Raw genomic sequence first — 12,986 nt, 5'->3', positions numbered from 1 at the left:
TTGGCCCGCTCAAAAAGCAGGTGGGACGGGTATATCTGCCTTCAAACTACCAAGTGAAAAGGCCTGTCATCCAACAGAGTTATCCCAAGTCCCAATGTAACAATAATTGTTCGGCAAACACGTATGTGGGCAACGCGCACACCCTAGAACTCGAGTTAATCTTAGCATAGGGCATTGGATTTTTCAAGCAACGTGCGATTAGAACTGTGACTAATGCTTGTTTTGATGCTGTGCTGAACGAAGTCGGTCGTATTGCTGGCCCAACGCGGTTTCAAATTTACCGTTTTGTTTGGGCACGTAGTACTGCGCGTCTTTGATCTTATCGGGCAGATATTGCTGTTTGACCCAGTCGTTTTTAAAGTTGTGGGGGTAGTCGTACCCGACCCCATGACCGAGATCCGCTGCCCCTTTGTAATGCGCATCCTTCAAATGGGCGGGAATGTCACCATAGTGGCCCTTAGCGATGTCGGCCATGGCAGCGTCGATAGCTGCCATACCTGAGTTCGACTTAGGTGATAGGCAGAGTTCAATCACGGCGTCTGCCAGTGGAATTCGCGCTTCTGGGAAACCCAGTCGTTGTGCCGCGGTCACGGCTTCAACAACCCGTGCGCAGGCTGGCGGATTCGCTAACCCGATATCTTCATAGGCAATCACCGTCAGTCGGCGGGCAATCGAAGGCAAGTCACCAGCGGTAACGAGCCGTGCGAGGTAGTGAAGCGCTGCATCGGTGTCGCTGCCTCGAATGGATTTTTGAAATGCCGAGATGACATCGTAGTGGGCATCGCCGTCTTTGTCATGGCTAAACGCCTTTTTTTGAACGCATTCTTCAATGATCGGCAACGTTAAATTAATGGTGCCATTGGCATCGGGATTAGTTGATTTGGCGGCGAGTTCAAGCCCATTCAACGCACTACGGAGATCACCGTTGGTGGCCGTTGCCAGGAAGGTTTCCGCGGCGGATTCGAGCTTGATATTGGTATCGCCTAAGCCGTTAGTCGTATCCGTCAGTGCCCGGTCAATCGCCGTTTTGATGTCATCGGCAGTGAGGGGCTTAACCTCGAAAATTTGGGTCCGGCTACGAATGGCTGGGTTGATACTCATATAGGGATTTTCAGTAGTCGCACCAATTAAAATGATGCGACCGTTCTCAAGGTGGGGGAGAAGAAAATCCTGTTTGGTTTTATCCAACCGGTGGATTTCGTCCAACAATAAAATGACCGTCCCACTCATTTTGGCTTCTTCGGCGACGACCTGAAGATCCTTCTTAGAGTCGGTGGCGGCGTTTAGTTTTCGAAAAGCGTACTTGGTTGATCCCGCAATAGCACTGGCGATACTCGTTTTCCCAGTACCAGGTGGTCCGTAAAGAATCATCGAGGACAGCATCTTAGCTTGAACCATTCGGGCGATGATTTTGCCGGGTCCCACTAAGTGTTGCTGACCCACAACGTCTTCGATTCGTTGTGGGCGCATGCGATAGGCAAGTGGTTGTGGCATAGTTTGACTTCTTTCTTTTCTAAATTAGGTCGTTATTGACCAAAAAAATGCTTTAATTTCGTGCGCCAACCGGATTTATCAGGAGCCGGCGTAGTGGGTTCAGCTGTAGTTGGATACTTCTCAGCGACCGCAATCGGGTAAACGTTAATTGCGGTTTTAGCGACTACAACCAGACCGGAGTCCGTGGGCTGGTTACCATAAAAATCATCTTGGACGATGGTAAAGGCAGTGTTGGACTGTGCCGCAAGTCGAATGTAGGCGCGCAGATTTCCCTGACCAACGTGACCGTTAAAAATAACTTGGTAGGTGGGGTTCGCCGCCAATTCACGTTGGAAGGCAGTGAGATATTCTTGCGCTGCAACCTGTTCGAAGGTCATCAGCAGCGACACACGTTCCCGGAAAGTGCCCAAGTAGTGGCGTTGTTCGTCCGGATGGAGTAACTGGGGGCCATACATGGCATTGTCAAGGTGAGACGATAATTGATCTTTGTCAGGCATTGCAGAACATCCTTTCTTTTAAGCTTAACTCAGTTTAACATATGGGTAGAGAAAAGTTGAATGGGGTGGGTTAAGATGTTTAATCAAGAAGACTTTGCGGTGTTTGATGACTTAACACTGGCTGGGCGGTTGGCCAAGGTTCGGTCGGTGATCGACCCGAAATTTGAGGCATTAGCGCCAGCAATTATTGAAACGATGGGCCAAACGAAGCCGGTTTACGGGCACGTTGCCAAGCATTTACGCCGGTTCAAGAATCCGCCAATGAACACCTGGATCGCGTTTAGTGGTAATCCACGCGGATATAAGATGGCACCACATATCATGCTGGGGTTCTGGGATGACCGGTTATTCATCTGGTTAGCTGTTTTGGCCGAAGCCAAGGAACGGCAACGGTTGACGCCAGTGTTAGCGGGCATGTTACCACAGTTCACAACGTTAGGGGCAACTTATGAAATTAGCCAGAACCATATGGCTAAACCGGCCACCGACTTAACGTTGCGCAACCTTGAAAAGCAACTGGAACATTACCAGACGGTTAAACAGGCTGACTTTTTGGTTGGTCGTCAATGGTTCAAAAATGAGCCAATCTTTGATGACCCGGACCAATTACGGGCAACGTTGTTGCAGACGTTTGCGGAACTGGCACCGTTTTATGAAACGTTGAATCTTTGAGGTTGATACTGTCGTTTGTGTCCAGCGATAGTGTGCGGAGCGAGACGGGTTGAGAGCAGTGTGCAAGGTAACATCGGTGAAGGCGCCCGGTCCTGGCGGTTTTACCGATGTTGCCTTGCATGCAGCTCTCAGTCTCGCGCAGCACCATTCGGCGTGGTGGCCAGAAAGCGCGTCGTTGACAAGTTCCTACAACTTCAGGAACCCTAGAAATGACAGTTTAAGTGGCGCCGAATTTTGTAGCCTGAGAGCGCCGGTTTTCGTGCGGCTTTGGCGAGCGAAGCGATGACAAACAGCCTTCGCACAAAATTCACCCAACGCTTACGCTGGACACAAGCGTAAGTTACGCAAATCTACACAAAAAAAGATGCACACCCGCGGGTATGCATCTTTTTTTGTGAAAACCGAAATATTAACGGAAATATTAACGGTTGTAGTATTCAACGATAAGTGATTCGTCGATTTCTGCATCCATTTCTTCACGTTGTGGTAAACGAACAAGCTTACCTTCGAGCTTATCAGCATCGAATTCAACGTATTGAGGACGACCAACAACGGCTTCAACGGCATCCTTGATGATTTGCATGTCCTTTGACTTTTCACGAACGCTGATCACTTGACCAGGCTTAACTTCGTATGAAGGAATGTCAAGACGCTTGCCATCAACAGTGATGTGGCCGTGGTTTACCAATTGACGAGCTTGGCGACGAGTAGTAGCCAAACCTAAACGGTAAACAACGTTGTCAAGACGACGTTCGAGTAAGATCATGAAGTTAACACCATGCTTACCTTCGCGGATCTTGCCGGCGCGAACGAATAAGTTGTGGAATTGACGTTCAGTCATACCGTAAGTGAACCGTAACTTTTGCTTTTCGCGAAGTTGCGTACCGTATTCAGACAACTTTTGACGACGGCCTTGGCCGTGTTCGCCAGGAGCGAATGGACGACGAGCTAATTCCTTACCAGTACCTGAAAGTGAAACACCAAGACGACGAGAAATGCGCCAGCTTGGACCTGTATAACGTGACATAAATTGGTTCCTCCAATAATTTTAGTTGGAGTAAAATAATCTAACGTGAGTTTGATATTCGTGCAGATCCCTTTGCAGTGTTCGCCTTGTGCAGCTGCAGGTTACTAGCTGAACCACCAATTGGCAGTGATCTGTTGACGAGCTTACCGCTCACCGCTGCATTATTTTACACAAATGCCAGTATATCGCGAATCGCTAGGCGATGTCAATATGTTTGAGCAGAATCTCGGCAAATTGTTCAAGTTCTTGACGATCGTTATCGTCGAAACGACCTAGGGATGGCGAATCAATATCCATAACGCCGATTTTGACCCCGTTTTTGGTCAATGGCACCACGATTTCAGAATTGCTGGCCGAATCACAGGCGATGTGACCGGGAAATTCGTGGACGTTTTTAACGACTTGCGTGGTTTGCGTTTGAAACGCTGTTCCGCAGACGCCAGCGCCGTTTTGAATGTGCACACAGGCGACGTTACCTTGAAATGGTCCTAAAAGGAGTTCATCGTCTGCTTCTTGATACAGATAAAACCCTGCCCAGTTCAAATCCGCCAGGGATTGATTCAACAAAGCTGATGCGTTAGACAGGTTCGCAATCAAGTTGTGTTCATTGTATAAAAGGGCGTCAAGTTGCTGGTTAAGCAAGGAAGTTGCTGGGGTAGTTTCAGACATGTGTTAATCTCCTTATCTAAAGATGAATTAAAACTTCAAATTTACGGTGAAGCCTTTTCACTAGGTATGCTATAATTTAAGCTAGCATAGATTTTAATGGCTAGCAGATTAAAAAGCAATCATAATTACTCATATACATAGTGTGTATTTTAGATATGAAGGACGGGGATTAGATGTTTAGGGTGCTTATCGGGATCATTATTCTAGCAATTGTTATTTACGCCGGTGTTTTGATCTATCAACAGGTTTTGATCAGAAAACTAAAGGCGGTCGATCAAAAGCGTCAGGCCTTAGACATTGACCAGCTTGTGCAGGCCGTGGATCAGGTGAAGCGGATGAGCCTTACTGGTAAGACGCTGGAACAGGTGAAGGCACTCGTAACTGATTTTCAGGAATTGACGGATAATCGGTTACCACGATTAGCTAAGCAAACTAGTCAAGCCATCACAGCAGCTAAGCAGTACCACGTATTTGCTGCTCAACAGGCCGTTGGCAAGGCAAATGAATCATTGAAAGTTGCCCAACAAGCCATTGATGAGTTACAGGCGCAGGTTAAATCGCTGAAGGATTTAGACACGCAACATAAAGAAGCGGTTAAGTCATTGGAAGGCAAGTATCAATCATTACGCAAAACGTTGCTGGCCAAGAACTTCATGTACGGGCCAGCGATTGACGGTTTGGAAGGTCAATTGGCGCAACTAGAGGATGACAATGACCACTTCCGCGAACTAACGAGTCAAGGCGATCACGAAAAGGCGGCCGAGTTATTGGCCCAATTGCAACGCGATACGGATCGATTAGAAGAAATGATTCAACAGATTCCGCCATTATTCAAGAATATTGAAACCCAATTTCCTGATCAGATTCGCGAATTACAACAGGGTGAACAAACCTTAACGGCAGAGGGGTACAAATACCCAGAGGCTGATTTGTCAGAGCAAATCAACGCGTTGACGGATCAGGTTGCTACCAGCAAGACGGCGCTTGGCGACTTAGATTTAGATACGGTTTCGCAAAATGATACGGCGATTGCGACTAAGATCGATCACTTCTATGATTTGATGGAACAAGAAATGAATGCGAAACCTAAAGCCGAAGCTAACTTAGATTACTTAGCGAAGTTCATCGCTCATGCCAAGAACCAAAATAGTTTGCTATTACGGGAACTGGAACGGCTCAACCTCAATTACACCTTGGATCACCAAGAATTAGAAACGGCCCGTGGTTTCCGGGAACAGCTTCGAACCATTGAAGGCGACTATCAAAGTGACGTTGAACGGATGCACGATCAAACGGCGGTAATGACCCAGGTTGTTAGCCGTCAAGAAAAACAAAAGCAAGAAATGACGCAGATCGAACAGCAACAGCAAGAAATCAACGATAGTGTTGCGGGGTTGGCCAAGGAAGAACAACAGGCTCGCGAAACCTTGCAGCAATTTGAATTCGAGATGCACAGTATCAAGCGCCAAGTTGAAAACTTGAACTTACCAGGCGCCAGCAAGGCTTATCAAGATTACTACATGGTCGTCAGTGATGAAATCAAGAAACTAAACGAAAATATCAACCAAGTCCAAATCAACATGGAAGATATTACGAAACAGTTGATCATGATTCAATCAGATCTGGACATCTTAACTGAAAAGACCGACGATTTGGTGGACAGCGCGTTACTGGCTGAACAGCTGATTCAGTACGCGAACCGCTACCGGTTGACGCATGCCGAAGTTGCTGAAGCGAGTCAAAAAGCCCAACAGTTATTTGATAACGATTTTGACTATGCCAAGAGTTTAGAAACGATTGCAACGGTGTTGGATCAAGTTGAACCTGGTTCATACAAACGACTAGAAGATCAATATTATCAAAATAAACAAACGACCACGCCTTCAAACGAAGAAGCGTAGTTGACACACGCGGTATCAAGCGCCTTGAAAGGGGCTGCTTGGTACCGCTTTTTTGCTGGCAACCCAATCAATCTCGCTTGTCTATCAGTCGTTTTCTGTTATAATGGAAACACTTTTAATTGGAGTCGAACCAATTTAAAATAAAGAGGCTCAGATATAACATGATCTATTTTGATAATAGTGCAACAACGCAAGCGGCTCCCGAAGTGGTGGATACTTACGATAAGGTAAGCCATCAGATTTGGGGGAACCCTTCTAGTCTGCACAAATTTGGTGAACAGGCGTTTAACCTGTTGGAACAGTCTCGTAAGCAAATTGCCGATCTATTAAGCGTTTCTCAGAGTGAAATTCTCTTTACCAGTGGTGGTACTGAGGGTGATAACTGGGTCGTTAAGGGAACTGCAATCGAAAAGCGGGCGTTTGGTAACCATTTGATTACAACGGCGGTCGAACACGACGCCATTCATAACTCAATGGAGCAGTTAAAGCAACTTGGGTTTGAAGTGACGTACCTGCCCGTTGATGAACATGGTCGCATCTCAATCGCTGATTTGAAGGCCGCTATCCGACCAACCACGATTCTAGTGTCCGTCATGGCGGTCAACAATGAGATCGGGACGATTCAGCCCTTAGCCGAAGTGGCGGATGTGTTAAAAGACTATCCGAAGATTCACTTCCATATCGATGCCGTTCAGGGGATCGGTAAAGGTATTCAAAAGCTCGTGATGAACGATCGGGTGGACTTCGTGACCTTCTCAGGGCACAAGTTCCACGGCCCTCGGGGTATCGGGTTTATTTATGCGCGTCGTGGCCGCAAGATTGCACCACTGTTAACCGGTGGTGGTCAAGAGCGTAACCTGCGGAGCGGGACTGAAAACTTACCCGCTATTGCGGCAATGGCCAAAGCATTACGGTTGTTGTTAAATGACGAACCTAAAAAGGTTGCCCGGCAAGCCGAAATTAAAAAACGGATTTTTGATCACGTGAGTCAATTCCCACTTGTGACCACTTTTTCTGAAATTAATAATGGCTTTGCGCCACACATTCTCTGCTTTGCGATTTCAGGTGTGCGGGGTGAAACCATTGTCCATGCGTTTGAAGAGCATGATATTTATATTTCAACGACCAGTGCTTGCTCATCGAAGAAGCACTTGGCTTCAAGCACGTTAACGGCGATGGCGGTTCCTGAATCGTTAGCAACCAGTGCAGTTCGAATCTCTTTGGATGAGCACAACACGTTGGCGGAAGCCGATGAATTTATCAAAGTATTTGACCAACTCTACGACCAATTCAAGAAACTTAGCGATTAAGGAGGCCTAGTATGCAATATTCTGAAATCATGGTTCGCTACGGCGAGTTGTCGACCAAGGGCAAGAACCGGAAGGACTTTATCCGGGTGCTTGGTCGCAACGTTCGTCGCAGTCTGCATGAGTTTGAAGACTTAGAGATCCATGCCCAACACGACCGGTTGCACGTTGAACTAAACGGCACCGATTCAACCCCCGTGATTGAGCGGTTAAAGGGCGTTTTCGGGATCGAAAACTTTTCACCAGTTGTTAAACTGGAAAAGGATTTTGACGCTGTTAAAGACATGGCGCTCAAGATGATTCAGGCTCAATTTGAACCAGGCATGACGTTTAAGATCAACACGAAACGTCAAGATCACCGGTTTGAATTTGATACCAACGAAATCAATGATAAGCTGGGTGGCCACATCCTGACTAACATCCCTGGCATTCAAGTAAAGATGAAGCACCCAGACATTACGCTACGAGTGGAAGTTCGCCTAAACGGAATCTTCCTCAGTAGCGAAACGATTCCTGGCGCTGGCGGATTACCCGTTGGGACTGGTGGTAAGGCTGCGATGATGATCTCTGGTGGGATCGATTCACCAGTAGCAGCTTACCTTGGCATGAAACGGGGCGTTAAGCTGGATATGGTGCACTTCTTCAGTCCGCCATATACCAGTGAACAAGCCTTGGCTAAAACCAAGGACTTAACGTCGAAAGTGGCTGGCTTTGCTGGTAGTATCCAGTTTATCCAAGTGCCATTTACGAAAGTTCAAGAAGAAATCAAGGAAAAGGTGCCTGAAGGTTACCTGATGACCATCCAACGGCGGATGATGTTACGCATCACCGCTGCGATTGCCGCTTCCCGGGGTGATAAGGGTGTGTTCACCGGTGAATCTCTTGGTCAAGTGGCCTCACAGACCCTTGAAAGTATGATGGCAATCAACGATGTCACCACGATGCCAGTCTTGCGGCCATTAGTGTCGATGGATAAGACCGAAATCATCAAAATTGCGGAACAAATTGACACTTATGAACTGTCAATTTTACCATTTGAAGATTGCTGTACGATCTTTACGCCACCAGCACCAAAGACCCGGCCTGACCTTGAAAAGACCCGGAACTTTGAAAAGCTGATCGACGTTGACGCGTTGATGGCCGAAGCCATTAACGGCATTACCGTGACTGAAATCAAGCCAGGCGAAAACTACATGAACCAACAAGAAGACGTGTTTGCAGAATTACTGTAATCGCGGATTTGATGAAGCTGACCGATATGATTATATTGGTTGGCTTTTTTGTGTGCTCTTACGTTTGTGTCCAGCGTAAGTGTGCGGAGCGAGACGGGGTGAGAGCAGTGTGCAAGGCGACATCGGTGAAGGCGCCCGGGCCTGGCGGGTTTACCGATGTCGCCTTGCATGCAGCTCTCAGTCTCGCGCAGCACCATTCGGCGTGGTGGCCAGAAAGCGCGTGGTTGACAAGTTCTTACAACTTCAGGAACCCTGGAAATAACAGTTTAAGTGACGCCGAATTTTGTAGCCTGAGAGCGCCGGTTTTCATGCGGCTTTGGCGAGCGTAGCGATGACAAACAGCCGCCACCCAAATCGCACCCAACACTTACGCTGGACACAAACGACAGTCAGCAGAAAAACCACGTAAGGCTTGCATTTCAGGCAAAAACGAGTTAAATTTAACTCAAAATGACCAAGGAGTGTGTTCATTGTGAAGGTGACGTTTAACGGTGATCCAGTTGAATTAGAAGGGACTCCACCACAAGTTGGGGACCAATTACCAAAGTTTAAGCTGTTTAATGCGGATAACGAAAAGGTTAAGATGGCACAACTGATCGGCAAGCCACTTGTGTTGTCAATCGTGCCGGATTTGAACACGCCGGTCTGCAGTTTACAAACTAAAAAGTTTAATCAGCAGGCTGACCACTATCCTGACGCAACTTTCGTAACGATTTCAAACAACACCATTCAAGAACAAAAGAACTGGTGTGCTGCTGAAGGGGTTCAAAACCTCCAAGTACTTTCTGATGAAGAGCTGTCATTTGGCTACGCGACGGACTTGTATTTACCAACGTTAGGTAATTTAGCTCGGGCGATCATCATTACTGATGCTGAGGGTGTGATCACCTACGAAGAAATCGTTTCTGAAATCAAAAATGAACCAGATTACCTAGCAGCCCTTGATGCATTAGAAAAATTAACATCTAGAGTTGACGCTTAGCTAAAAATTGGCTATCATAGCGTGTATAAGCATTTGAAGCAAGAGGGGTCGTGCCCCTTACCGTTCAGAGAGAAACTGCCTGGCTGAAACAGTTTCCGGTAACCCACGACCAGTAGCTTGCGAGCTGTTTGGCTGAACTGATAGTAAGCCAAACCGGAGTGACATCCGTTACCGATTGTTATTGAGAGGGGTTAAAAGCCCAATTTAGGTGGTACCGCGAAGCATTTCGTCCTATTATTGTTAGATGATAGGACGAGATGCTTTTTTCTTACATAGCAATCAAATTAAAGAAGGGAAGTTGATTTAATGAGTGAACAATCAAATGAAATGCCACCCAAGTACGATCCACAAGCCGTTGAAGCGGGTCGTTACAACGAATGGCTAGAAGACGGGCTGTTTAAGCCTAGTGGGGACAAGAAGGCCCATCCATATTCCATCGTTATTCCACCGCCTAATGTTACCGGGAAACTGCATTTAGGCCATGCTTGGGATACCACGTTACAAGATATGATCATCCGTCAAAAGCGGATGCAAGGCTTCGATACGTTATGGTTACCAGGGATGGACCATGCCGGAATCGCCACTCAAGCAAAGGTTGAAGCCAAGTTACGTGAACAAGGTATCAGCCGTTACGACCTTGGTCGTGAAAAGTTCATTGAAAAGGTCTGGGAATGGAAGGACGAATACGCCAACACCATTAAGACCCAATGGGGTAAGTTAGGCCTATCACTCGATTACTCCCGTGAACGGTTTACGCTTGATGAAGGGTTATCCGATGCCGTTAAGAAGGTCTTCGTTCAACTCTACAACAAGGGCTTGATCTACCGTGGCGAGTACATTATCAACTGGGATCCACAAGCGCGGACTGCTTTGTCTGATATTGAAGTGATTCACAAGGACGATAAAGGGGCTTTCTACCACGTCAAATACAAGTTTGCCGATGGTGAAACCACCCTTGACGGCAAGGATTACATTGAAATTGCCACTACTCGTCCTGAAACCATGATGGGTGATACGGCCGTTGCCGTTAACCCTAAGGATGAACGGTACAAGGACGTTATCGGTAAGAAAGTTATCTTGCCATTAGCTGACCGTGAGATCCCAATCATTGGTGACCAACACGCCGATCCCGCCTTTGGGACTGGGGCCGTTAAGATCACGCCAGCGCATGACCCTAATGACTTCTTAGTTGGGAACCGCCATAACTTGGAACGCATCAACACGATGAACGAAGATGCCACGATGAACGAAAATGCCGGTAAGTACGAAGGTATGGACCGCTTTGAAGCTCGGAAAGCCATGGTTAAGGATCTCCAAGACCAAGACTTGATGATCGCCATCGACCCAATCGTTCACTCGGTTGGTCACTCAGAACGGACTGGGGTTCAAGTTGAAGCGCGCTTGTCAACGCAATGGTTTGTTAAGATGAAGCCACTGGCTGAACAAGCGTTGAAGAACCAAGAAACTGACGACAAGGTTGATTTCGTGCCGGATCGGTTCGAAAAGACTTTTTCACAATGGATGGAAAACATTCATGATTGGGTTATCTCCCGTCAACTTTGGTGGGGTCATCAGATTCCAGCTTGGTACAACAAAGAAACCGGTGAAATCTACGTTAACGAACAACCACCTAAGGACATCGAAAACTGGGAACAGGATAAAGATGTGTTGGATACGTGGTTCTCAAGTGCCTTATGGCCATTTTCAACGATGGGTTGGCCAAACACGGATGCGCCTGATTTTAAGCGGTATTTCCCAACCGATACGTTAGTTACCGGTTACGATATCATCTTCTTCTGGGTATCACGGATGATCTTCCAAAGCCTTGAATTCACTGGTCGTCGGCCATTCAAGCACGTGTTATTGCACGGGTTGATTCGTGACGAACAAGGTCGCAAGATGAGTAAATCACTGGGTAACGGGATCGATCCAATGGACGTTATCGACAAGTACGGTGCCGATGCACTTCGTTGGTTCTTGTCAAACGGCTCAACGCCTGGTCAAGATATCCGGTTTACTTACACGAAGATGGACGCTGCTTGGAACTTCATCAACAAGATCTGGAACGCTAGTCGTTACGTCATCATGAACCTTGGTGACATGAAGCAGCCGAAGTTACCAGCTGAAAGTGAATGGGACTTAGCTGATCGCTGGATCCTCAGTCGCTTGAACAAGTTGGTTGCTCAAGTTACTGAACAGTTCGACAAGTTTAACTTCGGTGAAGCTGGTCGAGCCTTATACGACTTCATTTGGAACGATTTCTGTGACTGGTACATCGAAATGAGTAAGGAAACCTTAAACGGTGACGATGAACAAGCTAAGGACAACACCCGTAACGTGCTGGCTTACGTCTTGGATCAAACCTTGCGTTTGCTACACCCAATCATGCCATTCGTGACCGAAAAGATTTGGTTAACGATGCCACATGTTGGGGACTCTTTAGTGGTTGCCAAATACCCAGAGACCCACGCCGAATTCGCAAACGACCAAGCCGAAGCCCAAATGGCCAACTTGATCGAGTTGATCAAAGCTGTTCGGAACATCCGGGCCGAAGCCAACGCCCCAATGTCATCTGAAATCGACGTCTTGATCAAGACCGACAACAAGGACTTACAACACGTGTTCGAAACTAACCGGAACTACATTGACCGGTTCGTTCACCCAAAGGCCTTGACAATTGGCGCCGACATCGCCGCACCGAAATTAGCCATGACTGGGATCATCAGCGATGCCGAAGTTTACGTACCATTGGCTGAATTAGTCGACTTAGACGAAGAAGCTGCCCGGCTTGAAAAGGAAATCAAGAAGTTTGAAAGCGAAGTCGATCGTGCTAAGAAGAAACTTAGTAACGAACGCTTCGTGGCCAACGCCCCAGCCGACGTGGTTGAGAGCGAACGCCAAAAACAAGCTGATAACGAAGCCAAGCTCCAAGCTACCAAAGACCGTTTCGCAGCTTTAAAAGCTGAAAAGTAACACTATCAGCACTAACGATACGTGATGCTAACGCAAAGCTCCGGCTGGTTTGAACCTTGAACCAGCCGGAGCTTTTGCGTTGATGCTTACGTTTGTGTCCAGCGTAAGCATTATGCTGTTCAGTTTGTGAAGTGCGGTGATTTGCTTAAACTGTTGATTCCGGTCAGCGGCTAGGTTCCTGCTGTGGGGCCGGTCTGAGCCAAAGGGCGGTCTCAAACCTCGAAGTTAAGCC

The 12,986-nt window shown here is 47.3% G+C and carries 10 protein-coding genes and 1 other annotated feature; of the genes, 6 read left to right on the top strand and 4 right to left on the bottom strand.

The genetic code is table 11. The annotated features are described in order from the left end of the window. Positions 1-210 precede the first annotated feature (210 nt). Both ACYVR3_RS10645 and ACYVR3_RS10640 read right to left on the bottom strand, forming a co-directional pair. Complete coding sequence (locus ACYVR3_RS10645) at positions 211-1,494, bottom strand: replication-associated recombination protein A (protein WP_461244236.1); 1,284 nt, start codon at positions 1,492-1,494, stop codon at positions 211-213. Between the two features lie 32 nt (positions 1,495-1,526). Further along, positions 1,527-1,991 (bottom strand): YueI family protein, encoded by a 465-nt coding sequence (locus ACYVR3_RS10640; protein WP_461244235.1) that lies wholly within the window; start codon positions 1,989-1,991, stop codon positions 1,527-1,529. Positions 1,992-2,066: 75 nt separating this feature from the next. Between ACYVR3_RS10640 and ACYVR3_RS10635 the strand changes: the two genes are divergently transcribed. Then, positions 2,067-2,663, top strand: coding sequence for a DUF1054 family protein (locus ACYVR3_RS10635; protein WP_461244234.1), 597 nt, complete (start codon positions 2,067-2,069; stop codon positions 2,661-2,663). A 421-nt stretch (positions 2,664-3,084) separates the two neighbouring features. On the opposite strand, the gene rpsD is transcribed toward ACYVR3_RS10635, so the two are convergent. Then, complete coding sequence (gene rpsD / locus ACYVR3_RS10630; RefSeq protein WP_054737358.1) at positions 3,085-3,690, bottom strand: 30S ribosomal protein S4; 606 nt, start codon at positions 3,688-3,690, stop codon at positions 3,085-3,087. A gap of 195 nt (positions 3,691-3,885) precedes the next feature. Beyond that, a complete protein-coding gene (locus ACYVR3_RS10625; RefSeq protein ID WP_461244233.1) occupies positions 3,886-4,359 on the bottom strand; it encodes a GAF domain-containing protein in 474 nt (157 codons plus the stop codon). Between the two features lie 173 nt (positions 4,360-4,532). Between ACYVR3_RS10625 and ezrA the strand changes: the two genes are divergently transcribed. From ezrA to ACYVR3_RS10600, 5 genes are all read left to right on the top strand, one after another. Next, positions 4,533-6,260: a septation ring formation regulator EzrA gene (gene ezrA / locus ACYVR3_RS10620; protein WP_461244232.1), complete on the top strand. Its 1,728-nt coding sequence runs from the start codon at positions 4,533-4,535 to the stop codon at positions 6,258-6,260. Positions 6,261-6,421: 161 nt separating this feature from the next. After that, entirely contained in the window at positions 6,422-7,570 is a 1,149-nt protein-coding gene (locus ACYVR3_RS10615; RefSeq protein WP_057152322.1) for a cysteine desulfurase family protein, read from the top strand. An 11-nt stretch (positions 7,571-7,581) separates the two neighbouring features. After that, on the top strand, positions 7,582-8,799 hold the full coding sequence (gene thiI / locus ACYVR3_RS10610) for a tRNA uracil 4-sulfurtransferase ThiI (protein ID WP_461244231.1): 1,218 nt from the start codon (positions 7,582-7,584) through the stop codon (positions 8,797-8,799). A gap of 472 nt (positions 8,800-9,271) precedes the next feature. Beyond that, positions 9,272-9,781, top strand: coding sequence for a thiol peroxidase (tpx, locus tag ACYVR3_RS10605; protein ID WP_054737361.1), 510 nt, complete (start codon positions 9,272-9,274; stop codon positions 9,779-9,781). 23 nt (positions 9,782-9,804) lie between these two features. After that, positions 9,805-10,018, top strand: a binding site (T-box leader). A gap of 69 nt (positions 10,019-10,087) precedes the next feature. Beyond that, on the top strand, positions 10,088-12,754 hold the full coding sequence (locus ACYVR3_RS10600; protein WP_461244230.1) for a valine--tRNA ligase: 2,667 nt from the start codon (positions 10,088-10,090) through the stop codon (positions 12,752-12,754). Positions 12,755-12,986 lie beyond the last annotated feature (232 nt).

Source organism: Secundilactobacillus muriivasis (assembly GCF_054785195.1).
Note: the sequence above shows the minus strand (reverse complement) of the source record. Positions and strands in the feature narration are given on the sequence as shown.

Bases quoted from the DNA above. Each gene is read 5' to 3' on its own strand.
- ACYVR3_RS10600 (WP_461244230.1), top strand. From the start codon at position 10,088: ATGAGTGAACAATCAAATGAAATGCCACCCAAGTACGATCCACAAGCC.
- rpsD (WP_054737358.1), bottom strand. From the start codon at position 3,690: ATGTCACGTTATACAGGTCCAAGCTGGCGCATTTCTCGTCGTCTTGGT.
- ACYVR3_RS10625 (WP_461244233.1), bottom strand. From the start codon at position 4,359: ATGTCTGAAACTACCCCAGCAACTTCCTTGCTTAACCAGCAACTTGAC.
- ACYVR3_RS10635 (WP_461244234.1), top strand. From the start codon at position 2,067: ATGTTTAATCAAGAAGACTTTGCGGTGTTTGATGACTTAACACTGGCT.
- ACYVR3_RS10640 (WP_461244235.1), bottom strand. From the start codon at position 1,991: ATGCCTGACAAAGATCAATTATCGTCTCACCTTGACAATGCCATGTAT.
- ACYVR3_RS10645 (WP_461244236.1), bottom strand. From the start codon at position 1,494: ATGCCACAACCACTTGCCTATCGCATGCGCCCACAACGAATCGAAGAC.
- thiI (WP_461244231.1), top strand. From the start codon at position 7,582: ATGCAATATTCTGAAATCATGGTTCGCTACGGCGAGTTGTCGACCAAG.
- ezrA (WP_461244232.1), top strand. From the start codon at position 4,533: ATGTTTAGGGTGCTTATCGGGATCATTATTCTAGCAATTGTTATTTAC.
- ACYVR3_RS10615 (WP_057152322.1), top strand. From the start codon at position 6,422: ATGATCTATTTTGATAATAGTGCAACAACGCAAGCGGCTCCCGAAGTG.